At 64.0% G+C, this 21858-nt stretch carries 21 protein-coding genes, 1 pseudogene and 1 riboswitch; of the genes and pseudogenes, 10 read left to right on the top strand and 12 right to left on the bottom strand.

The annotated features are described in order from the left end of the window. Positions 1-42: 42 nt before the first annotated feature. From RF638_RS01005 to RF638_RS00995, 3 genes are all read right to left on the bottom strand, one after another. Entirely contained in the window at positions 43-1473 is a 1431-nt protein-coding gene (locus tag RF638_RS01005; RefSeq protein ID WP_095796192.1) for an MFS transporter, read from the bottom strand. A 355-nt stretch (positions 1474-1828) separates the two neighbouring features. Beyond that, positions 1829-2809, bottom strand: coding sequence for a hypothetical protein (locus RF638_RS01000; protein ID WP_368631007.1), 981 nt, complete (start codon positions 2807-2809; stop codon positions 1829-1831). A 366-nt stretch (positions 2810-3175) separates the two neighbouring features. Then, positions 3176-4387: a cobalamin-independent methionine synthase II family protein gene (locus RF638_RS00995; RefSeq protein WP_129700883.1), complete on the bottom strand. Its 1212-nt coding sequence runs from the start codon at positions 4385-4387 to the stop codon at positions 3176-3178. 13 nt (positions 4388-4400) lie between these two features. Beyond that, a riboswitch (SAM riboswitch) is annotated at positions 4401-4491 on the bottom strand. Between the two features lie 93 nt (positions 4492-4584). On the opposite strand from RF638_RS00995, the gene RF638_RS00990 reads away from it, so the two are divergent. Further along, the gene (locus RF638_RS00990; RefSeq protein ID WP_368841236.1) at positions 4585-5337 is read left to right on the top strand and encodes a 3-hydroxybutyrate dehydrogenase; all 753 of its coding nucleotides are present in this window, start codon (positions 4585-4587) and stop codon (positions 5335-5337) included. Here RF638_RS00990 and RF638_RS00985 read toward each other — a convergent pair. Continuing rightward, entirely contained in the window at positions 5334-5966 is a 633-nt protein-coding gene (locus RF638_RS00985; protein ID WP_254049193.1) for a M23 family metallopeptidase, read from the bottom strand. The genes RF638_RS00990 and RF638_RS00985 overlap by 4 nt on opposite strands. Positions 5967-6187: 221 nt before the next feature. After that, the gene (locus tag RF638_RS00980) at positions 6188-7006 is read right to left on the bottom strand and encodes an IclR family transcriptional regulator (protein ID WP_129700889.1); all 819 of its coding nucleotides are present in this window, start codon (positions 7004-7006) and stop codon (positions 6188-6190) included. Between the two features lie 167 nt (positions 7007-7173). Between RF638_RS00980 and RF638_RS00975 the strand changes: the two genes are divergently transcribed. The 4 genes from RF638_RS00975 to RF638_RS00960 all read left to right on the top strand — a co-directional run bounded on the left by RF638_RS00975 (position 7174) and on the right by RF638_RS00960 (position 10720). Next, entirely contained in the window at positions 7174-7917 is a 744-nt protein-coding gene (locus RF638_RS00975; RefSeq protein WP_173674259.1) for a CoA transferase subunit A, read from the top strand. Then, on the top strand, positions 7914-8591 hold the full coding sequence (locus tag RF638_RS00970) for a CoA transferase subunit B (RefSeq protein ID WP_095796197.1): 678 nt from the start codon (positions 7914-7916) through the stop codon (positions 8589-8591). Before RF638_RS00975 ends, RF638_RS00970 begins: the two co-directional genes overlap by 4 nt. Then, positions 8588-9778: an acetyl-CoA C-acetyltransferase gene (locus tag RF638_RS00965; RefSeq protein WP_368841235.1), complete on the top strand. Its 1191-nt coding sequence runs from the start codon at positions 8588-8590 to the stop codon at positions 9776-9778. Before RF638_RS00970 ends, RF638_RS00965 begins: the two co-directional genes overlap by 4 nt. A 108-nt stretch (positions 9779-9886) precedes the next feature. After that, complete coding sequence (locus RF638_RS00960) at positions 9887-10720, top strand: CoA ester lyase (RefSeq protein WP_129700891.1); 834 nt, start codon at positions 9887-9889, stop codon at positions 10718-10720. A gap of 10 nt (positions 10721-10730) precedes the next feature. Here RF638_RS00960 and RF638_RS00955 read toward each other — a convergent pair whose 3' ends face one another. Both RF638_RS00955 and RF638_RS00950 read right to left on the bottom strand, forming a co-directional pair. Next, positions 10731-11951 carry an NAD(P)/FAD-dependent oxidoreductase gene (locus tag RF638_RS00955; protein ID WP_368841234.1) on the bottom strand — a complete coding sequence of 407 codons (1221 nt, stop codon included), beginning with the start codon at positions 11949-11951 and terminating at the stop codon, positions 10731-10733. A gap of 48 nt (positions 11952-11999) precedes the next feature. Next, complete coding sequence (locus RF638_RS00950; protein WP_095796201.1) at positions 12000-12545, bottom strand: MarR family winged helix-turn-helix transcriptional regulator; 546 nt, start codon at positions 12543-12545, stop codon at positions 12000-12002. 180 nt (positions 12546-12725) lie between these two features. Here RF638_RS00950 and RF638_RS00945 point away from each other — a divergent pair, with 180 nt between their 5' ends. Both RF638_RS00945 and RF638_RS00940 read left to right on the top strand, forming a co-directional pair. Further along, the gene (locus tag RF638_RS00945) at positions 12726-13253 is read left to right on the top strand and encodes a DUF2243 domain-containing protein (RefSeq protein WP_368629041.1); all 528 of its coding nucleotides are present in this window, start codon (positions 12726-12728) and stop codon (positions 13251-13253) included. Between the two features lie 56 nt (positions 13254-13309). After that, positions 13310-14074, top strand: a complete 765-nt coding sequence (locus tag RF638_RS00940) for a cytochrome c oxidase assembly protein (protein ID WP_368841233.1) — start codon at positions 13310-13312, stop codon at positions 14072-14074. Between the two features lie 10 nt (positions 14075-14084). On the opposite strand, the gene RF638_RS00935 is transcribed toward RF638_RS00940, so the two are convergent. Continuing rightward, entirely contained in the window at positions 14085-14579 is a 495-nt protein-coding gene (locus RF638_RS00935; RefSeq protein WP_368841232.1) for an N-acetyltransferase family protein, read from the bottom strand. 160 nt (positions 14580-14739) lie between these two features. On the opposite strand from RF638_RS00935, the gene RF638_RS00930 reads away from it, so the two are divergent. Beyond that, entirely contained in the window at positions 14740-16134 is a 1395-nt protein-coding gene (locus tag RF638_RS00930) for a short-chain fatty acid transporter (RefSeq protein ID WP_368841231.1), read from the top strand. Here RF638_RS00930 and RF638_RS00925 read toward each other — a convergent pair. Next, positions 16131-16625 (bottom strand): GNAT family N-acetyltransferase, encoded by a 495-nt coding sequence (locus tag RF638_RS00925; RefSeq protein WP_129700901.1) that lies wholly within the window; start codon positions 16623-16625, stop codon positions 16131-16133. The genes RF638_RS00930 and RF638_RS00925 overlap by 4 nt on opposite strands. A gap of 103 nt (positions 16626-16728) precedes the next feature. Between RF638_RS00925 and RF638_RS00920 the strand changes: the two are divergent. After that, positions 16729-17837 (top strand): annotated as a pseudogene (locus tag RF638_RS00920) (alcohol dehydrogenase catalytic domain-containing protein). Between the two features lie 27 nt (positions 17838-17864). Here RF638_RS00920 and mmsB read toward each other — a convergent pair. After that, the gene (gene mmsB / locus RF638_RS00915; protein WP_129700903.1) at positions 17865-18785 is read right to left on the bottom strand and encodes a 3-hydroxyisobutyrate dehydrogenase; all 921 of its coding nucleotides are present in this window, start codon (positions 18783-18785) and stop codon (positions 17865-17867) included. 34 nt (positions 18786-18819) lie between these two features. Continuing rightward, positions 18820-20223 (bottom strand): MFS transporter, encoded by a 1404-nt coding sequence (locus RF638_RS00910; protein ID WP_095796208.1) that lies wholly within the window; start codon positions 20221-20223, stop codon positions 18820-18822. A 130-nt stretch (positions 20224-20353) separates the two neighbouring features. On the opposite strand from RF638_RS00910, the gene RF638_RS00905 reads away from it, so the two are divergent. Continuing rightward, a complete protein-coding gene (locus RF638_RS00905) occupies positions 20354-21304 on the top strand; it encodes a LysR family transcriptional regulator (protein WP_368841230.1) in 951 nt (316 codons plus the stop codon). A 27-nt stretch (positions 21305-21331) separates the two neighbouring features. Here the strand turns inward: RF638_RS00905 and RF638_RS00900 are convergent, their stop codons facing one another. After that, positions 21332-21853, bottom strand: a complete 522-nt coding sequence (locus RF638_RS00900; protein WP_368629029.1) for a TetR family transcriptional regulator — start codon at positions 21851-21853, stop codon at positions 21332-21334. Positions 21854-21858: the final 5 nt, after the last annotated feature.

Here is a 21858-nt window from a genome sequence, read left to right as displayed (position 1 = left end):
CCGGCCACATCTGTGATTCAGTTGCATGCACTGCGCGGAGCTTTACCGGCGGTGCTGCGGGGCATTGCTGTCCATGTCCTCGGGCAGTACCGGGGGAACTTCTTCGCCCGGGTGCTTGGCAATGAATTCCTCGTGCACTTCCTCGATGTGCAGGTCGCGGCCCTGGTCCGACTTGCGGACGAAGCACACGGCCGTGAAGGACACGACGGAGAGCAGAGCGATGTAGAGGCCAATGGTCCAGGACTGGCCAGTTTCGTTCAGCAGCAGTTGGGCGATCAAGGGGGCAAATGCGCCGCCAATGATGGATCCGAGTGCGTAACCGATCGAGATGCCGGAGTAGCGGACACGAGCCGGGAACATCTCCGCGTACATCGCGGACTGAGGGCCATAGGACGGGCCCAGGCCGATGGTCAGGATGAAGATCGCCGCCGCGAACAGTGGCAGCGATGCCGTATTCAGCATGAACCACATGGGGATGGCCCACAGGATGATGAACGCGTAACCCAGCTGGAACGTCAGTTTTCGTCCGATCTTGTCTGACATCCAGCCGCCGAGCATCGTGAAGATCAACCAGCCGATGCCCCCGATCAGGGATGCGACCAGGGTTTCGGATCGGGGCATACCCAGGACCGTGGCACCGTAGGACGCGAAGAACGCGATCACTAGGTAACCGGCGGCGTTGTTGGCGGCAAAGATCAGGGCGGCCAGGGTTACTTCGCGCTTGTTGGTGCGGAACAACTGGCCCAGCGGAGCTGAAGACTCCTTGGCGCGCTGCTGCATGGCAACGAACACGGGAGACTCATCCACCGCGCGGCGAATCGCGTAGCCAACACCGATCAGCACGATCGAGAACAAGAACGGAACGCGCCAGCCCCAGGACTCGAACTGCTCGGGGGTCAGCAGGGATGTCACGCCGAACATGAACAGGGTGGCCATCAGCATGCCCAAGGGCACGCCGATCTGCGGGTAAGCCCCGAACAGGCCGCGCTTGTGGTTGGGGGCGTGCTCCACAGCCATCAGGGCCGCGCCTCCCCACTCGCCACCGGCTGAGAAGCCCTGCAGGACGCGCAAGCAGAGCAGAATAATGGGCGCCGCAATACCGATCTGTTCGTAGGTGGGAAGCAGGCCGATCAAAGTGGTGGCCGCGCCCATGCCGAACAGCGTCAGCACGAGTGTGATCTTACGACCGTACTTATCGCCGATATGGCCAGCCACGATGGCGCCCAGCGGACGGAACAGGAAGCTGATGCCCAGGGAAGCCCAGGCGACGATCTGTCCCACAGCCGGATTCTCAGCGCCTGCCGGGTTGAAGTAGTGCGTGGCCAGGATGAAGGCCGCTGCCTGAGCGTAAATGAAGAAGTCGTACCACTCGATGGTTGTGCCCACCAGGGTGCCGGCGAGAACCTTGCGCTCTTCGCGGGACATGGTGTGCGCCTGCTGCTGTGCGGGCGGGGAAGCTGCGTTTGTAGCCATGGAAGCTCCAGGATCATGAGTTGCGCGGTCCGGGCCCGGCAAGATCTGTGATTACTGACCGAATGGTCGTTGGAATAGATAGTACTGATGATCGTGACTCGCGTCACTACCTCCGCGCAAAATTATCAAAGGTTTGAGGAAACACGTGTGAAGCTCTGTCTCGGGTGCCGTGCTGACCAGTCTCTTCCCCTGGGCGACGACCTTCCCTCGGGCGTCCAATGAGCCATTTCATTCGGTCTTACTGTGTGGTAGACCCGGTTACTCTGCAGTACGGTCGCATCAAATGGTTGCGCGGGGTCTGGTCCCGCGTTCCGAATTTCGCAACCAGGCTCAGCAGCGCGGATCAACCGGTCACCTAGCGCAACTGCTGATCCAACCAGCACATCCACTGGGCTCGACGGTCTGGGTGCCTGAGGTCGTCCCAGGTCAGCACTCGCACCTTCCATCCAGCATCACGAAAGCGTTCGAGCCTGTAGTTCTCGTCCCGGTAGATCTGAGTGTCGATTGCGTGGTCATTGCTGTTGTATTCGAGGGCCGTCCGCTTGGCGACCCATGCGAGGTCGGGGAATCGTTCCCGGCCATCCAGCATCACCAGTGGGTTCATGCTGGGCGGCGGGAAGCCGTTCTTGAGGACCAGCAATCGAGTCAACGTTTCGGGTGAAGACCACGTGCGTTCCACCGCGTGGCTCAGAAGTCTGGCGATTCGACAGGCGGAGCGTGAGCGTGGGGGAAGCAGGGCGAGAGTCCGCGAGATTTCTTCACGGTCGAACGGTTTCAGCCAGATCTTGTTGGTGACCTGGATCCGGTGCGCCAGCAGGTAGTCCAAACAGGCAATGATTCGCCACGCGGACAGGTAAGGGGCGGCCACGGTCAGTGCTTCGATCGGATGGGTGAGGGCGCACTCCGATGGACCCAAGTACGGGTTCAGCCCATAGGACTTGGTCAATGTGGCACCACCCAGCTCTGACGTGGGGCGGTAACGGTTCCAGGCCAGGTGGGGTGAGCCCATGGCGCTCACAAAGGCGCGTGCTCGCGGAGCGGGTTCGTGTCCGAGCGTCGGATTGATCCAGTGTTGAGTGGAGTCGACGGGCACCTTGTACAACCGCAATGCGTGGAGGCCGGTGATCGGCAAGCCGCTCATGTTCCGCCGGAAGTGTCGGTGCAGCAGCACGGAGAGCATCGCGGGTTCGTAATGCTCTGGCTTGTGGAACCAGTATCCGCGGGTCAGGCGCACCATGGCGGGGTCCGCGTTGAGCTGAGGAGCGCGCAGACCCCAGTCGACCGTCGGCAACACATCTGGCAACGGGTCGAAACTCAGTACTCGAGCGGCTTTCATGACCGCGACTGTAGGCGGTCTCGGGGTCGGTCAGTTCGAGTTATCCACAGGCACTTCTGCCGACTGTGCTAGCTCTCCGGTTGAGCCCCACCATTTCATCCTGCCTTACTGCCCGGTAGGGCGGGTTACTTTGCCGTAAGGCGGCATCAGATGGTCGGCCGCGATGGCCGGCTGAGCTGCGACGCCGGCCGGACCCGGCGGACCCGGCGGGCGGGGAGGCGGCGTGGCCCTAGGCGGCAGCGGGGGCACTAGCGGTGGGGTGGGGAGGATGAGCCAGGGTGATGGGGGCGGGAAATGAGGGGGCAGAGGCGGGTGGCGCGAGCGGCGTCGTCGTCGATTGATTGCCGACGCCGCTCGCGAACCTTGCTAGAACAAGCGCTCGGTCGCGAGGCGCGCGCCTTCGACCAGGGAGCCGAGCTTGGCCAACGCGATCGAGGGGTGGAGGCGACCGCCCAGGCCACAGTCAGTGGAGGCGATGACGTTCTCGCGACCCACCACGGACGCGTACTGCTCGATGCGGTCGGCCACGAGCTCCGGGTGCTCCACCACGTTGGTCGAGTGGGAGACGAAACCGGGGTAGACCACCTTGCCCTCGGGGAGCGTGTGGTCCTTCCAGACCTTCCACTCGTGGCCGTGGCGGGGGCTGGACGCCTCGAAGCTGTAGCCGCCCGCGTTGATGGTGAGCATGAGGTCCACCAGGTACTTGAACTCGAGGTCTGTGGTGTGCGGGCCGTGCCACGAACCCCAGCACAGGTGGAAGCGGATCTGGTCCTCGGGGAGGTCGCGCAGGGCGTAGTTGAGGGCGTCCACGCGGATCTTGGTGAAGGCCAGGTAGTCCTCCACGGTGGGCTCGGGGTTGATCTGGTCCCAGGACTCGGCGATGGAGGGGTCGTCGATCTGAACGGTCAGGCCGGCATCGATGATGGCCTTGTACTCCTCGCGCATGGCGTCCGCGCAGGCGTACACGAGCTCTTCGTCGGTCGAGTAGTACTCGTTGCGGACACGTGCGCAGGAACCCGGGGACAACGCGGCCACGAAACCCTGCTGGGCTCCGGTCTCGACCATTGCGTCCTTGAGACGGCGGATGTCGCCGGCCACGGCTTCCTGACCGGCGTAGGTCAGCGGCCCGGTGATCTTGGGCTGGGCGACCGAGGCGCGGTGCGCGAGAACTCCGGCCGTGGGGTCCTCGTAGGCGTCGCGGAAACGAGCGCGGTCGCGGCGGTCCGGGAAGCTGGTCAGAACGATGTTGCCGGGGGAGGAGCGCTTGACCTCGGCGTCCTGCCAGCGGTCCTCGTTGGTGGGGGTCAATCCGCCCAGTCGGGAGAACGAGTAGTTCCACCACGCGCCGTAATCCACGGAGGAGGACATGGTGTGGCCGTATTCGCCGTCGTTGACGATGTCCAGACCGATCTCGCGCTGCTTGCGGACGATGTCGATCACGCCGTTATCGAGCGCGGCATCCAACTCCTGAGCGGTGGCTTCACCCTCCTGGAAGCGCTTGTTGGCCTCCAGCAAATCGGGGGTGCGGGGCAGCGATCCCACGTGGGTGGTCTGAATACGATCGGTGTTCTGAGGCATGAACTAGCAGTCCTTTCCATCGGTCCTGGCGGTAGCACCGTGGGCTCAATCCCGGGTTGCTGCGGCGTCGACGAGCCAGATCTCTCGGCCGCTCTGGATGGGTACTCACTCATCAAACAACATGCATGGGTGGTCGGGCCAATTGTGGCGCGCGTAATGTGTGGGACGTAGATCACCCATTACCGAGGAGTTGGGGCATGTCGGACAGCACTCTCAAGGGCAAGAAAGCACTGGTCACGGGCGGTGCGAGTGGCATCGGCGCGGCAGCGGTTCGGGCCCTCGCGCAACGCGGCGCCCACGTGATCGTGGCCGACATCGACCCCGCCGCCGCCGAGACCATGGCACAAGAAGTCGGCGGAGAGGCGTGGGCCGTTGACCTCACCGACACCGCAGCGCTCGCGGACCTGAGTCTCGACGTGGATGTGCTGGTCAACAACGCCGGGATTCAAAAGGTCGCGGCAGTCCAGGACTTCGATCCCGCTGACTTCCACAGGATCCTCACGCTCATGCTCGAGTCCCCGTTCCTGCTGATCCGCGCCGCCCTGCCCCACATGTACGAGCGCGAGTGGGGTCGGATCATCAACGTGTCCTCGATTCACGGTCTGCGCGCCTCAGCGTTCAAATCCGCGTACGTCGCCGCGAAGCACGGTTTGGAGGGGCTGTCCAAGGCCGTGGCCCTGGAGGGCGCTCCGCACGGTGTGACCAGCAACTGCGTGAACCCCAGCTACGTGCGCACGCCTCTGGTCGACAAGCAGATCAAGGACCAGGCGGCCACCCACGGAATCCCCGAGGACGAAGTGGTCGAGAAGATCATGCTCACCGAATCAGCGATCAAACGCCTGGTCGAGCCGGAGGAGGTTGGCGAGCTCATTGCCTTCCTGGCCGGTCCCTCCGCCGGCATGGTCACCGGTGCCGCCTACACGATGGACGGCGGCTGGACGGCGTCCTAGCCAGATGGCACCGGGCGCTCCGGGCCGTCGCCCACGATCTGACCGTTGCGGGGTAGGCCGTCCGGAAATGACAGGGGTAAGCCAACAGCCTGAGCGAAATCCAGAGAATCGACCGCCTGCACATGCACGTGCGGTTCGGTGCTGTTCCCAGAATTTCCGAATTGGGCAACTGCGGTCCCAGCCTGAATGCTCTGGCCAACTCGAACCCTGATGCTGCCTTGCCGCAGGTGGCACAGTGCTACGTACTGGCCGCTGAAGGAATCCTGCACCACCACGTAATTTCCAGCCAACGCGCCCCATCCGGCGGCGACGCGGCAGGCTTGGGTCAGCGCGTAACCAACGGAGGACAACCCGCGGAAGGCGTCGTGATCTTCGGCGTGGTCGTCCGCCAGAACCACCGTGCCGGTCACGGGTGAAATGACCGGTTGTCCGAAACCGACGAACTTCTCGGGAGCCTCCGTGCGCAACAGCGACGTGCCAGTGAACCTGGCCGAACGGTTCTGTCCATCCACCGGCACAAAATCCATCGCGAAACTGGTGCCGAACCGATCGGTTCCGTGGCTCGGCACTCGATTCGCGGGGCTGTTCTGCACCAGGCACCGCCCGTGGAACGGATAGTCGAGTTCCATGCCCTTCATTCTTGCCCGTCCGGCGACTCGTGGGAATAGGCCACGACGCCGCTCACACACCCCGGCACGCACGGCGGGTGGGCCGAGCGGCGTCGGCGAACCATTTCGTCAGGGGTTACGACAAAGTAACCGGGTCTACTGCGCAGTAAGCCCTCATCACATGGTCCGGCCCGTACGCCACGCCGACGACGCCGCCCGCACACCCTTCCAGGCCCGGCACCTTACGCCGAGGGCGCCCCGGTGCGCAGGGCCGTGGACAATTTGTGCGCCTGATCGAGCAGCGCCGCGCCCAGTTGGGGGCGGCGTTCGGCGCGGAATCTTGATTCGATGCCGGTCAATGACAGGGCGTACCGGGGTTGTCCGGAGGCATCGAACACCGCGGCGGCCATGCCCCATGACCCTTCGACAATGCGTCCCGGATTCAGGGACCAACCGTGGTCGCGAACGCGGGCGACGAGTTTGCGGACGTGTGCGTCGCCGTGCTGAGAGCCGAGGCGTTGCCGTTCGTCCCGGGTGTCCGCTAGGGCGGTTTCGAGCTGATCCGGCGGGAGTTGACCGAGGATCGCGATCCCCGCGGACGCCACGCCCAGCGGGAGGCGGAGCCCTTCGTAAAGCACATGGGAGCGGACCGGAAACGACCCCTCGACGCGGGCCAGACAGATGACTTCGTTGCCGCGGCGGGCAGAGAAGAACGCGGATTCACCCGTGGCCTCCGCGAGGCGCTGCAGGCACGGGGTGGCGAGTTCCTGAGCCGGATAGCGCTGGGCCGCCACGGTGCCCAGGATGTGGAGTTCGGGTCCGAGCGCCCAGTTGCCGTTCTCGGTGCGGTCGACCAGGCCTTCATCGGCCAGCGCCGTCAGGAGCCTATGGGTGGTGGGCCTGGTCAGTCCGGTGTGGAGCGCAATTGCCGCGGTAGAGCCAGCCGTTTCACTCGCGGCAACCGCCTGCAGGATGGCCGCCACCCGGGCCACGACCTGAGTGCCCCTCTGGGTATGCGGTGAGCGGGAGTGCGACGAGGTATTGGAATCCGGTGTCGTCATCGTCGTCCCCTGGCTTGGAGCTGTCGCGAAGTTGTTCACATTATGGACAGACTAGACGCTGTTTTTCAGAATGTGAGGACTTGCCCGGAAGAATGCGGAAGTTCATTGACCAGGATGTGGGCGCTTCCTACGCTGAGATGGAGATCACACATTACGAAAGGGTGACCGTGTCCAAACTCAGAGACAACGTTGCCGAACTCCTGGCCGACACACTGCGGGACGGCATGACCCTGGCCGTGGGTGGCTTTGGCCTGTCCGGTATCCCGCGGGACCTCATCGAAGCGGTGAGGGACAGCGGCGTGAAAGACCTGACCGTGGTGTCCAACAACATGGGCGTGGACGGCAAAGGCCTGGGACTGCTGCTCGAGAACAAGCAAGTCACCAAGGTTTTGTCTTCCTACGTGGGGGAGAACAAGGAGTTCGCCCGTCAGTACTTGGAGGGTGAGCTCGACGTCGAGTTCACACCCCAGGGAACGCTTGCCGAGCGGCTGCGGGCCGGCGGTGCGGGAATCCCCGCGTTCTACACGGCCACCGGTGTTGGCACCTTGGTTGCCGAGGGCAAGCCGACCGCGGAGTTCGACGGCCGAACCTATGTTCAGGAACGCGGGATCGTCGCTGACGTGGCTCTGGTGCACGCGTGGCAGGGAGATACGGACGGCAACCTGATCTACCGCCGCACCTCGCGGAACTTCAACCCGGTGTGCGCTGCCTCCGGCAAGGTCACCTTTGCCGAGGTCGAGAACATCGTGGAACCGGGCGAGCTGGATCCGGACCACATCGTGACGCCCGGTGTGTACGTGCAGCACGTGGTGCAGTACTCGGGTGCCCCCAAAGACATCGAGCAGCGGACCACGCGACCGAGGCCGGGCGCGGCGACGTCGTCGGCCGAATCGGAAGGAGGCGCGGCATGAGCTGGACGCGCGACGAGATGGCGGCCATTGCGGCGTCGGAACTCAACGACGGCGACTACGTGAACCTGGGTATCGGCATCCCCACGATGGTGGCCAACAACCTGCCCGAGGGCGTGAGCGTGGTGCTGCAGTCCGAGAACGGTGTGCTGGGCATGGGGCCGTTCCCGTATGAGGGCGATGAGGACCCGGACCTGATCAACGCCGGCAAGCAGACCATTACTCTGCAGGACGGTGCGGCGATCTTCGACTCGGCCACGTCCTTCGGAATGATCCGAGGCGGCCACGTGAAGATGGCGATCCTGGGTGCCATGCAGGTCTCCGAACAGGGGGATCTGGCTAATTGGATGATCCCCGGCAAGATGGTCAAGGGCATGGGTGGCGCCATGGACCTTGTGGCCGGAACCCCGCGTGTGCTGGTCTTGACGGAACACGTGGCCAAGGACGGTTCGGCCAAGATCAAGCGCGAATGCGACTTGCCGCTGACCGGCGTGGGCGTGGTGGACCGGATTGTCACGGACTTGTGCGTCTTCGACGTGGAGGATGGCGGGTTGGTGCTGCGGACCCTGGCCCCGGACGTGACCGAAGAAGAAGTGGCAGAAAAAACCGAAGCGAAGTACCGGGTTGACCTTGTGGACGTCACCCCGGATTCCGTTCCCGTACAGGAGGACAAATGACCGAGAACGCCAATGATGTTGTGATCGTCAATGGGGCGCGTACCCCGCAGGGCAAGCTGATGGGCACGCTCGCGTCCCTGAGCGCGGTGGAGCTTGGGGCGCACGCCATCAAGCACGCCGTGGAGCGCTCGGGTATTGCCCCTGACACCGTGGATTACGTGTACATGGGCAACGTGGTGCAGGCCGGAAACGGCCAGAACCCCGCAAAACAGGCCGCCGTGGAAGCGGGTCTGCCCATGACCGTGCCCGCCATGACGTTGAACAAGGTGTGCCTGTCCGGGCTGGTCGCGGTGACCGAGGCGGCCCGCATGATTCGCGCCGGCGAGGCCTCCGTGGTGGTGGCCGGCGGCATGGAATCCATGACCAGCGCGCCGCACCTGTCCCTGGGCGCTCGCAAGGGCAAGGCCTACGGCGACATGACCCTGGCCGATTCGCTGGCCAATGACGGTCTGGTCGACGCCGCTTTGGGGGTTGCGATGGGCGAGCTCACAGAGACGGGCAATTCCGAGCGCTCGATCGGCCGCGAGCAGCAGGACCAGGTCGCGGCACGTAGCCACCAGCTGGCGGGTGAGGCGCAGTCCTCGGGTGTGTTCGCGGACGAGATCGCGCCGCTGGAGATCCCGCAGCGCAAGGGCGATCCGGTCACGGTGTCCGAGGATCAGGGTGTTCGTCCCGAGTCCACGGCCGAGGGCCTCGGCAAGTTGCGCGCTGCGTTCACCAAGGACGGCACGATCACTGCCGGTAACTCGTCCCCGATTTCGGACGGCGCCGCGGCCGTTGTGCTGACGACGCGCGCCTACGCGGAGGAGCACGGTCTGTCCTGGCTGGCCGTGGTGGGCAAGCCGGGTCAGGTTGCGGGTCCGGATACGTCCCTGCACTCCCAGCCGTCGCGAGCCATTGACCATGCGCTGGAACGCGCTGGGTGGTCCGTGGATGAGCTGGATTTCGTGGAAATCAACGAGGCATTCGCGGCAGTCTCCGTGCAGTCGGTCGATGACCTGGGGATTCCGTTGGAGAAGGCCAATATCCATGGCGGTGCCATTGCCTTGGGCCACCCGATCGGCGCGTCCGGTGCTCGTCTGGCGCTGCACGCGGCTCTCGAGCTGGCACGCCGGGGTTCCGGCAAGGCGGCCGTGTCGCTGTGTGGCGGCGGCGGTCAGGGTGAGGCGTTGCTGTTGAGCCGCTAATGCAGTGACGTTTCCGCAATCCGGATAATGGAATAGTTATTCCATTATCCGGATTTGTGCTGCATACTCAGTGGACGAGACCCACGCCACACTCAGGAGATGCGCCCGATGACTCACACCCATGCCTTCAACGGACCGGCTTGGATTGTCGTTCCCGCCGATCAGCCAGAGCAGTTCGCTGAGGCTGCACAAGCGGCGGACGTGGTGGTGTTGGACCTGCACAACGGCGTGCTGCCGCGGGACAAGGAGTTCGCGCGCCAGTGCATCCTGGAATGCCCGTTGGATCCGGCCCGCACGGTCATCCGAGTGAACCCGGTGGGGACCGATGAGCATGCTGCAGATCTGCAGGCGTTGGCTTCTACGACCTACCGGCGTGTGGCGGTTCCCAAGGTTGAATCCGCCGAGCAGCTCGCGGGGCTAGTCGACTACGAAGTCGTGTCCATGATCGAGTCTCCCCATGGTGCCCTGGCGCTGGGCGAGATTGCCGGCGCGAGCGGCGTCGTCGGCCTCATGTGGGGATCAGAGGACCTGATCGTGAATCTGGGTGGCCTCACGAGCCGCAAGTGCAACGGCGCGCTCCGGGATATTTCCCTGCACGTGCGCTCGCAGACGGTGCTGCACGCGGCGGTGGCAGGGATTTTCGCGGTCGACGGGATCTTCCTGGACGTCGAGAACCTTGAGGGACTGCTGGGCGAGACCCTGGACGCCTCCAGCTCCGGTTTTGCCGCCAAGGGTGGGATGCACGTCTCGCAGATGGCCGTGATCAAGGAAGGGTTCCGCTCCAAGCCGGACAAGCTCGACTGGGCCCGCGGCGTGGTGGAAGTGGCCGCGGAGCAGCGGGGATCGTTCCGGCATGGGGCGCAGGTCATTGACGCGCCCGTGATCACTCTCGCGGAGCGCATGGTGGCTCGCGCCGATGCGAGCGCATCCGTGACGCCCTAGCTTTTCGAGGCTATTTCAACGCGTGCGACAGGGGAGCGCGCTGCTCAAGTAGGTGTTGGCCCCGCTCGTAATCGTCGTCCGAGTTGTAGGTGAGCACGCCCACCAGCTCGCCGCGTTCGTCGCCGTACCAGACCACGAACCCGTCCGGCCGCTCCCGGAACTCTGCCGTGCTGAAGCCGTCTCCCCACGCGGAGTATTTGAGCGTGTGGTCACCGATGATGCTCCAAAAACCGGGGATCGAATCCCACGATTTTTGCGCGTTCTGCTCGACCGCAGCATTGTGCCCGGCGATTTCTCCCATGGCCAGCGCGTCACCCCAGTGCTCGACCATGATGGGCCACCCCGCCACGCCATGCTGGGCCAGCGCGGAATCTCCGGCGACCCACACGGTGGCGTGCGCCTTCAGATGCTGGTCGGTCATGATCCGGCCGCCCCGGACCTCCGCAGGCGAGTTGTCCAGGAGCGTGCCGCCCGGAGTCACACCCACCGCGGCAAGGATCAGATCGGGGTTCAACGATGTCCCGTCATCGAGTTGCACGACCCGCGGGGCCGCCACGGACTTCACGCTGCGGCCGGTACGCACCTCGACACCGACGGCCTCAAGCCAGTCCTTGATTCTCGACGACGCCGCTGCGCCCAGTCGTTGCTCCTGCGGCCCGTTTTCGGGCGTCACCAGGGCGACGTTGAGGCCGCGTTGGGCCAGTGACGCGGCTGCTTCGCAGCCGATGAAACCGGAGCCGATCACCAGGGCGGTATACGCCGTTCGCGCGGAGGCTACCAGGGTCCTTGCGTCATCGAGTGATCGCAGCAAATGGATTTCGGCACCCTCCTGCGCGGCGTGAAGCGACTTGGAGCGCGCACCCGTGGCAACAATCAACCGGTCGAATTCCACGGACCAGCTCTTAGCCGCCACGGTCTGCTTCTCTATGTCCACGGCCGAGATCGACGAGGCGAGCAGCAGCTCCACACCGTCCGGAAGGCCCTCTCCATTGACAGGGTCGCCGGTGGGTTCTTTCTCGCCGGACAGGACTTCCTTGGACAGCGGCGGGCGTTCGTAGGGTGGATCGATGTCTTCGGTGACCATGAGCACGGGACCCGGCCCGGCGGCGTCGAGGTAGCTACGTGCCGCGCTGACGCCACCCGCGCCGCTGCCGATGATCACCAGGGGATAGTGCTCCCGTGAGGGGAGGGACTGGTGACGGGGGAATGTCGAGGCATCCGAAACTGTCATGCTCCCATTTTGCTGACCGCTTGAGGGGGCTGACCAGGGGTTCGGAGGCTACTTGCGTGTTTTCGCTCCGATGGCCGTGCGGTGGTCCATGATCTTGTCGAGCAGGCTGATGAGCAATTCGCGCTCTTGTTCGGTGAGGGCCTGGCTCCAGTCGTTCTCGCGGGAGTTCTGCCGGGCGAAGACCTCTTGGATCTTGGTTTGGCCCGTGTCGGTGAGGTGCAGGATCAAGGAGCGCCCGTCCGCCTCGGATGCCTGTTTGACCAGCAGACCTTTGGATTCCAGATTGCCCGCGAGGTTCGAGACCGCAGCACGGCTCATTCCCATGAGCTCGGCCGCGCGGTGAGGGGTCAGGGGGCCCGCAACCCACAGCGCGAACAGCATGCGATAACTGGCCCACGTGCCACCGGCGGGGCGGTGAATGGAGGACTCGAAGTCGTAGATCACCGATGAGGACGCCCGGAACAGCGTGACGAACAGGCGGTTGGCCGTGACGTCGCATTCCGGGAACTCTTGCGAGATGCGTGACGCGGCGGCATTTGCGAACTGCCAGTAATCCGGGTTCACCGCGTTCGGGGCGTCGTCAGGTGTGGGCATGGTCCAAATTTAGTGTGCAGCCAAGCCGTTCGGGGAGTTTCTCTCGGGTGGGCAGGTTGTTAGACCTTTTATTACCTGGTGAGATCTCAGCGGCGCGAGGCTCATGGTGGTCACGTATTGAACCGCTTGCTCTGGGAATGAACAATGAAGGCAGGAGCCCCGTTGTCGCGTTGAGGAGTGCTGGAAATGTCCACCGTTGAACCGAACGCACGAAACGAAGCGCGAACGGGACACCGTGGCGGGGTCGAAACCAGAGACGAACGGCACCCCGGCAAGCGAACCGTGCTGTCGGGATTCCTGTTTGGTTGCGGTATTGCAGCGTCCATGATCGATCTGTTCATCTTCCACTTGGGCCTGCAATGGCACCATTTTTATGATCTGTCCACCCATGAGGTGGCGTTGCTGACGGACGGGATTTTCCACGCGTTCGGGTGGTTCATCACCGTGTGGGGCCTGTTCCTGCTGGCCGATATCCGACGCCGCGGGGGCGTGAATTGGAAGCGCTGGGCTGGGGCAGTGGCCCTGGGCATCGGGTCGTTCCAACTCCTCGACGGCGTGCTCAACCACAAGATCCTGGGCATCCATCAGATCCGGTACGGCGTTGACCTGCTGTTGTATGACACGGTGTGGATCGGATCTGCGATCGTACTCATGGTGATCGGGTGGGTGGTGCTGCGCATGACCCGTTCGGCCCATGACGCTCGCTGAGGCTGCCCGTGCACGCTCATGACTCAGCCCACGCGACTGGCCTTGATGGCTGGCTCGTGTTCGAAGTATTTGTTGCGGCATTGCTGATTGCCACGGCGGTCGGGTATGCCTGGTCCCTCTGGGCCGGGCGGCACCGCAGTGCGTGGCCGGTTCATCGGACCGTGTTCTTCTACGCGGGACTGGCCTGCGTGGCCGCGAGCCTGGTGGGCCCCTTGGGCCAGGCCGCTCACGAGAGTTTCACCGCGCACATGATGGGGCACTTGTTGCTCGGGATGATCGCCCCGCTCCTACTGGTGCTTTCGGCTCCGGTGAGCGTGCTGTTGCGGGCCTTGCCCGTGGGGCGAGCGCGTGCGGTGTCTCGCATGCTCCGTTCGCCCTACGTCCGGGTGATCACGCACCCGGTCGTGGCCGCTCTCTTGAACGTTGGCGGCTTGTGGGTGCTGTACACCACCCCGCTGTTTCATTGGATGCACGGTTCCGTGTGGGTGCATGCGCTGGTGCACACCCATATTTTCTTGGCGGGGTATGTGTTCACGGCGTCCATGGTGGGCGTGGACCCGGATCCGCACAGGGCGTCGTTCAAGCTTCGAGCCGGGGTGCTGATTGCGTTCATCGCAGCGCATTCGATTCTGGCCAAGTGGTTGTACGCCCACCCGCCCATGGGGGTGGGAACCGCGGATGCGCAGTTCGGTGCCCAGCTCATGTACTACGGCGGAGATGCGGTGGACGTGCTACTGATCGTTCTGCTGTTCACCGGGTGGTACCGGGCCACGAGACCGCGGTCAGCGAGCTCGGATAGGGCGCGAGCGACGTCGTCGTAGACGGCCCCGACTAACGCACCATGCGAATGGTCTTCAAACCGTTGGATGCGCTGTCGATCCGCTCGGCGCCGTCCGCCTCAAAGCCGTTCTTCTCGTAGAATCTGCGCGCTCGGGGGTTGTCCTTGGCCATCCACAGCTGTGACGGCTGATCGTCGAGGGAGGCGTCCAAGAGTTCTTGTCCTGCGCCCGTCCCGTGGAATTCCTTGAGGACGTAGAGCATGAACAGCTGGAAGTCCCGCACGTCATCCTTTTCTTGAGGGTGGGCGGTCATCGAGAACCCGATGATGTGATCATCCGCTTCTGCCACCCACGGGTACATGTCCTGGCCGTGATTGTCCACGATGGCTTGCCAGGTGCGGCGGCGGGATTCCCAAGCGGTGTCTCCGAGGAAAGCGTCGGGTAATTGGCCCGTGTACGTCTCCTGCCAGCACCGGAGGTGCACGTCGGCCAGCGGTTCAACGTCGGTCGGTTCGGGGCGTCGCAAAGTGATCGGTGGAGCACTCATGGTTTAACGCTAAGAAACGGCCCCGGGGGCGGTTCAAGCGGCCGGTAGCGCCCGGCCCGAAATACCGTGTGATCCACGCCACTCTCGATAGCCTCAGGGGTGGTTGGTGACCCGATCCCACCGCACCAAGCCGTACCGATCTGACTGACGAGGTATCGCCATGAGCACCCCCGAGCACCATTCCGACACCCGCACCACGGCTGAGCCGCCGCTGGCCCGGCTGATGCGACCCGTGAACTCCGTGGTGGAGCGGTTCATCCCCTCCGCCTTGATCTTCGCCATCGTGCTGACCGTGGTCGTCGCCGTCATGGCTCTGATCCTCACCGATTCCGGTCCCGTGACCGTGATCGAAGGGTGGGGAATGGGCCTGTCCGGGCTGTTGGAGTTCATGACCCAAATGGCCTTGGTGCTGTTGCTCGGCCACGCACTCGCCAGTACACGGCCGGTGCGTGCGCTACTCGGCAGGTTGGCTTCCGTCCCGCGTTCACCTTTGCAGGCGTACGTGTTCGTGTTTGTCGTGGCAGCCATTTCCTGTCTCATCACCTGGGGTTTCGGGTTGGTTGTTGGCGCCTTACTGGCGAGGGAGGTCGCCCACGAGTTCGGCCGCAGGAACATTCCCATCAGTTTCCCCATGCTGGTGGCCGCAGGGTTCTCCGGCATGGTGGTGTGGCACATGGGGTACTCGGGTTCCGGACCGCTGACCGCGGCCACGCCGGGTTCTTTCATCGAGAAGCAGGTGGGGTACGTGATTCCCATCAGCGAAACGACCTTCTCATGGTGGAACATGAGCGCCGCGGTGGCGACAGTGATTCTGGTGGCAGCGGCCCTGTGGCTCGTAGCTCCTCGAGTAGTGCCCGCATCTCACAGGATCACCGCGGAGGCGCTCAAGGAATCCGATCAAGAGGTGCAGCAGCCCAAGGTCGAGGCCCCGGCAGATCACTTGGACGCGTCACGACTGCCCACTCTCCTCATCGGGATCGCTCTCGTGGCCTACCTGGTGATCCATTTCGCGCATGGCGGGTCGGTCACGCTCAACATCGTGAACTGGATGTTCCTCGCATTGATTTTCTTGCTGTCCCGCAATTCGTTTGAGGTCATGGGCCTGATCAAGAATGCTGCCTCCAACGTGGGCGACATTCTGCTGCAGTTCCCGTTGTACGCCGGAATCATGGGCATCATGACCGCCACCGGTCTCATCCAGGTGCTGTCCGATTCGATCGTGGCGGTGGCCTCGCCGCAGACTTTGGGGTTGCTGGCGTTTCTGTCCGCGGGTCTGGTCAACTTCTTTGTCCCTTCCGGCGGTGGCCAGGTGGCCATCCAGGCGCCCATTCTTCTCGACGCCGCCGCGAGACTCGACGTGGACCCCTCCGTCATGATCATGGCCGTGGCATACGGCGACCAGTGGACGAACATGATCCAGCCGTTCTGGGCGCTGCCGCTGTTGGCCATCGCGGGCCTCAAGATCCGCGACATCCTGGGTTACACCACGGTGGTGCTCTTGGTGTCGGGAGTCGTTTTCGGTGCCACCATGTTGATCGTGGGGGCAGGGGTTTAGCGCACCATTCGCACGATCATGAATCCGGTGGCTTGAATGTAGACCGCTTCGGCGCCGTCTGTGGTGAAACGGTTGCGTTCGTAGAAGCGCCGTGCCCGGGGATTGTCCTTGGCGACCCAGAGGAACGCAGGATTGTCACCGATGACGGCCTCTAGGAGAGCCTGTCCGGCACCGCTGCCGTGGTGCTCGGCGAGTACATAGAGCATGCGAAGTTCCAGGGGACGAGCGGCATGTTCATCAGTCGACGGTGCGGCACCCGCGAATCCGATCAGCTGGTCCTTCGTCTCAGCGACCAGCAGTGTGCCGTCCCTCTCTGGACGTTGCAGCGTGCCTTGCCACATCTCGACCCGGGCGGCGCGAGCGGCGTCGTCGAAGGCCGAGGCCGGCATCAACTGCCCGTAGGTTTCCCGCCACGTCTCCACGTGGAGGTCCCCGAGGGCAGCGGCGTCGTCGAAAGTGGGCTCGCGCAGGGTGATAGCCGGCGGGTTCATGGCCCTATGGTATTGCCGCAGTGGGCGCGTGTGGATGTCCGAGGTTACGTTTACTGTGGTTCACATCTCACCCGCGAAGTGCAGCACTCAGCCAGGAGTCACCATGAAGATCACCGGAGCAGTCCTCGAAGAGATCGGCCTGGAGCGTCCCTACACGGAGTCGAAGCCACTGAACATCACGGAGCTGGACCTGGACGATCCCGGCCCGGACGAGGTACTGATTCGTATTCGGGCCGCAGGCCTGTGCCATTCGGATCTTTCCGTGGTCGATGGAAATCGAGTACGGCCCACGCCCATGCTGCTTGGCCATGAGGCTTCCGGGGTCGTGGAAAAAGTCGGTGAGAACGTCACAGACCTGTCCGTGGGAGAGCAGGTCACCACGGTGTTCCTGCCGCGCTGCGGTGAATGCAAGAACTGCCTCACGGACGGAAAACTGCCGTGCACCCCGGGCACCGCCGCCAACAATGACGGCGTGCTCATCGGTGATCACGTGCGGCTACATCGGGAAGGTGAGGAGGTTCGTCACCATCTGGGGGTCTCTGGGTTCGCGACGCACGCCGTGTTGAACCGGCAGTCGGTGGTTCCGATTGGCGACGACGTGCCCGCGGACGTCGCCGCCGTCCTGGGCTGCGCGGTGCTCACCGGCGGCGGCGCCGTGCTGAATGCCGGCCAACCGGCGGATGGGCACGCCGTGATGGTCGTGGGCCTGGGGGGGTGGGGATGGCTGCGCTCATCACGGCCGTTTCCATCGACAAGGGCAAGGTCATTGGAGTGGACGCCAACCAGGAGAAGCTCGCACGCGCCCGTGAATTGGGAGCTGACGAGGTCTACACGCCCGCACAGGTGACCGAGCAGGGCATCAAGGCCCCCGTGGTGATTGAGGCGGCCGGGCATCCCAAGGCGTTCGAGACCGCAGTGGCCGCGACAGAGGTGGGCGGCACCACGGTGACTGTGGGTTTGCCGTCCCCGGATGCGCGATCCAGCATTTCGCCGCTCGTACTCACCGCTGAGGCCCGCACCATCAAGGGTTCCTACCTGGGCTCAGCCGTGCCCGCCCGGGACATCCCGATCTACGCGCAGCTGTGGCGCGAGGGGAAACTGCCGGTCGAAGAGCTGATTTCCGGGCGAATCGCACTGTCGGAGATCAACAGCTCACTCGACCTACTCGCGGACGGTCAGGCCGTCCGCCAGGTGATTCTGTTCGAGGACTGAACCTGCCCCCGCCCGGGATGAGCGCTGTCAGGCCTCGTCCGGGTTCCAGCCCCGGATTTTTCCGTCCGGGGCCGCGTACTTGGCGATCAGGCTGCAGTCCAGGTTCTCGTAGCCCTCGTCCACGAGTTGCTGGAACCGCTGGGCCGCGAGCTCGGCCGCGGGGAGGTTCACCCCGGTCTGTTCACCCGCAGCCAGCGCGAGCCCCACATCCTTGGCCGCAAGTGCCGCGGAGAACGTGGCCTTGAAGTTGTTGTTCGCCGCCGAGGAGTCGACGATGTCCGGCACGGGATACCACGTCTGCAGGGCCCAGGAGTTGCCGGACGAGACCGAGGCGATGTCCCAGAACACCTGCGGGTCCAGGCCCAGCCGGTCGGCAAGGACAGCGCCTTCGCCGCAGGCCTCCAGGCTGATGAACAGCATCATGTTGTTCACGATCTTCGCGGCCTGACCGGTTCCCGCCTCGCCGGTGTGGACGATCCGCCCGGCCATGGGCTCGATGTACTGCTTGGCTTTCTCGACTGCGCCGCTCTCGCCGCCCACCATGAACGTCAAGGTCCCGGCCGCCGCGCCACTAATGCCTCCGGACACCGGGGCATCGACGAATTCGAATCCCGCCTCCGCGGCGGTCTTGTGCAGGTCGACCGCGGTTTCCACGTCGATGGTCGAACTGTCGATGAGCAGGGCGTCTTGTGGCGCGAGGGCCAAGACTCCACTGTCCCCGAGGTACACGGCTCGCGAATGCTCACCCTTTGGCAGCATGGTGAAGACCACCTGCGCGCCGTCCAGGACTTCCTCGATAGAACTGCAGGTCGTCACGCCCTGGGCCTTAGCCTCGTGCATCGCTTGTTCATTGAGGTCGAAACCGCGGACGTCGTGGCCCGCCTTCACGAGGTTGGCGGACATGGGTCCGCCCATGTTTCCCAGGCCGATCCAGCTGATGGTGGTCATGGTGGTGTCCCTTTCGGCGGGCCCCCGAGGAAGATCAGGAGCTGGTGGTGTGTGTCGTGCGTTCCTGGTCCAGGCGGCGTCGGTCTTCGGCGTCGATCGACTGCAAAGAAATACCGCGGGTCTCGCGCAATGTGGCCACGGCGAACAGCGTGATGAGGCACGCGATCGAAATGTAGATGGAAATGGGCACCCAGGAGCCGAACTGGCGCAACAGGGTGGTCGCAATAATGGGAGCCAGCGAACCCGCGACGATCGAGGTGACCTGGTAGCCCAGCGAGACGCCCGAGTACCGCATGCGTGTGGGGAACATCTCGGCCATGATGGCGGGTTGTCCGGCGTACATGAAGGCGTGGATTGCCAGGCCCAGAACGATGGCGGCAAGAATGACCCAGTCGTTCTGAGTGTTGAACATGGGGAACGCGATGAACGACCACACGATGCCCATCAGCGCACCGGCTGCGTACACGGGGCGTCGGCCGATCTTGTCCGTGAACCGGCCCATCAGGGGCACCAGGATGGCGTGGATGATGTGCGCCACCAGCAGGAGCAGCAGGATGTTAGAGGTGTCCATCTTCAGCTGTGTGGACAAGTACGTGATCGAGAAGGTGACCACGATGTAGTAGAGGATGTTCTCTGCGAAGCGCAGTCCCATGGCGCCGAATACGCCGCGGGGGTAGCGGCGGAACACTTCGGCCACACCGTATGCGGCACCCTTGGCCTCGATGACCTCTTCCTGAGTCTCCTTGAAGATTGCAGCGTCCGAAACATGGGTGCGGATGTAGTAGCCGACGATCACGATGACCACGGACAGCCAGAAGCCCACGCGCCAGCCCCACGAGAGGAACTGCTCGTCGGAGAGCGTGCGGGAGAGGATCAACAGAACCACGGTTGCGAGCAGGTTGCCCAACGGGACCGCGGCCTGGGGCCAGCTCGCCCAGAAGCCGCGCTCCTTGTTGGGAGAGTGCTCGGCCACGAGCAGCACGGCGCCGCCCCACTCGCCACCCACGGCGAAGCCCTGTGCGAAGCGCAGGATCACGAGCAGCGTGGGAGCCCAGTAGCCGACTTGGTGGAACGTGGGTAGGCAGCCCATGAGGAAGGTCGCGGCACCCACCAGAATGATGGCCACTTGGAGCAGATGCTTACGGCCGAACTTGTCACCGAAGTGCCCGAAGACGATGCCACCCAGTGGGCGTGCAATGAAACCAACCGCGTAGATGAGGAAGGCCTTGATGATGCCGTCCAAGGGGTTGCCCGTGTCCACGAAGAACAACGGGCCGAACACCAAGGTGGACGCGGTTGCGAACAAGAAGAACTCGTACCACTCGACCACGGTGCCGGCCATTGAGGCGGCCACGACCTTCTTGAGTCCCGCGCGGTTCTCCGGAGTGTCATTGGGATCGAGTTCGGCTGCGGGGGTGGCCCGGTCCGCGGTGCTCATGGGGTTCTCCTTATGAATCAAAACCGTGACCGCGATCACGCCGCAGTGGGTCAAACCTACTGCTAGCTCCGGACTTCCTCAATGACCAGAACCTGGCCCCCGCTGTGCAAAAATGCACACACTGCTCTCGATGAGCTTTGCGATACACATGGGAGGGGTGCGAGTGGCGCAAGACGTCGACAATCTGTTGCTACTGCTCTCCGTGGTGCGCCACGGCTCGTACTTGGGTGCGGGTGCTGCGCTGGGGATCAGTCACACCACGGTCTCCCGCAGGATCGCGGCCCTGGAGAAATCTGCCGGAGCCCGCCTGCTCGTTCGTTCCGGGGAGGTATGGGAACCCACGGAACTGGGGCGCGAATTCGTCTCGGCCGGTGAAGACATTGAACTGGCACTCGGCTCGTTGGCGTTGGATTCGGGCGGCGTTGGCGGTTCTGTGCGGGGTGTGGTTCGCGTACTCGTGCCCGAGGGGTTCGGTGGTGTGGTCGTTGGGGCGGCCATACGCAGATTGTCCGAAACCCACCCCGGCGTTCGCCTGGAAATGATCAATGCCGCGCGGAGGGCCAGAACCAATCTGGTGGGCATCGACTTCGAAGTGGTGGTGGGACGGCCGGAGGTCTCACGGAACGAGGCTTTCCACTTGGCTGACTACACGTTGGGAATGTACGCGTCTCGGTCCTATCTCGAGACCCATGAAGCGATCACCGAACCCGACCAGGTGCAGGACCACCCGCTCCTCTATTTCGTGGAGTCGATGCAAGACGTTCCGGAGCTGACGGATCCGGTGAGTTACTTTCCGCGTATGCGGCAATCGGTGGGGGCTACGTCCTCCATGGTCCATGTGGAGCTCACGCGCGCCGGTGCGGGGATCGGACTCCTGCCGTGCTTCATGGCCGAACGGGCCAGTGACCTGGTGCGACTGTTCCCCAGAGAACTGACTTTCCCCGTGTCCTACTGGGTAGTCTCACGCCCCGATCTGCTCCGACGGCCCGCGGTGCAAGCAGTCATGAGTGCTCTCCGGGCCGCGGTGCACGACATGAATGATGAGCTTGCGGCTGCCCCGCCGGAGGATGAGCGGGCCTAGCGGGAGCCGGATTGGCGCGGATCACCCTCAGCTCAAAAGCAGCTCGAGACCCGCAGTGAACTCCGCTTCAGAGGATGAGGTGTCCAGCCCCATGGCCTCCCGCGTCTGCTCCGTGCTGACCGACCCCAAGGTGAAGCGAACCAGGGTGAGGGCTGTATATTTCGCTTCGCCCTGGGGTGATCCGGATTCAGTGGAGAGCGCCACCAGTTCCGGCACCGGACTCAGACTTTCCGGGTTGATCGAGTGCGCCACGCTCACGACTTCCGCGCCATCGCGCACGGCCAGGATCAGCGAACGAAACTCACGCGTCAGGTGGGCGGCGCGATCACGCGGGGGAGCGGCGTCGTCAAGTGCCTCTGTTGAGAGCGGCGCAACCATGCGCTGGGCGAGCACTCCGAGCAGCTCTTGTTTATTGGCCACGTGCCAGTAGAGGGCGCCGGGTTGGACTCCGAGGTCCTTGGCAAGGCGGCGCATCGAGAGGTCGCCCAGGCCGTAACTCTGCAGAATGCCCCACGCGGCAGCCACGATCTGGTCGCGAGACAGGGCCATGGTGC

The organism is Kocuria sp. CPCC 205235, from assembly GCF_040980905.1.
GTDB lineage: Bacteria > Actinomycetota > Actinomycetes > Actinomycetales > Micrococcaceae > Kocuria > Kocuria carniphila.
The sequence above is the reverse complement of the archived record's forward strand: the minus strand, read 5'-3'. Positions and strand labels throughout refer to the sequence as shown.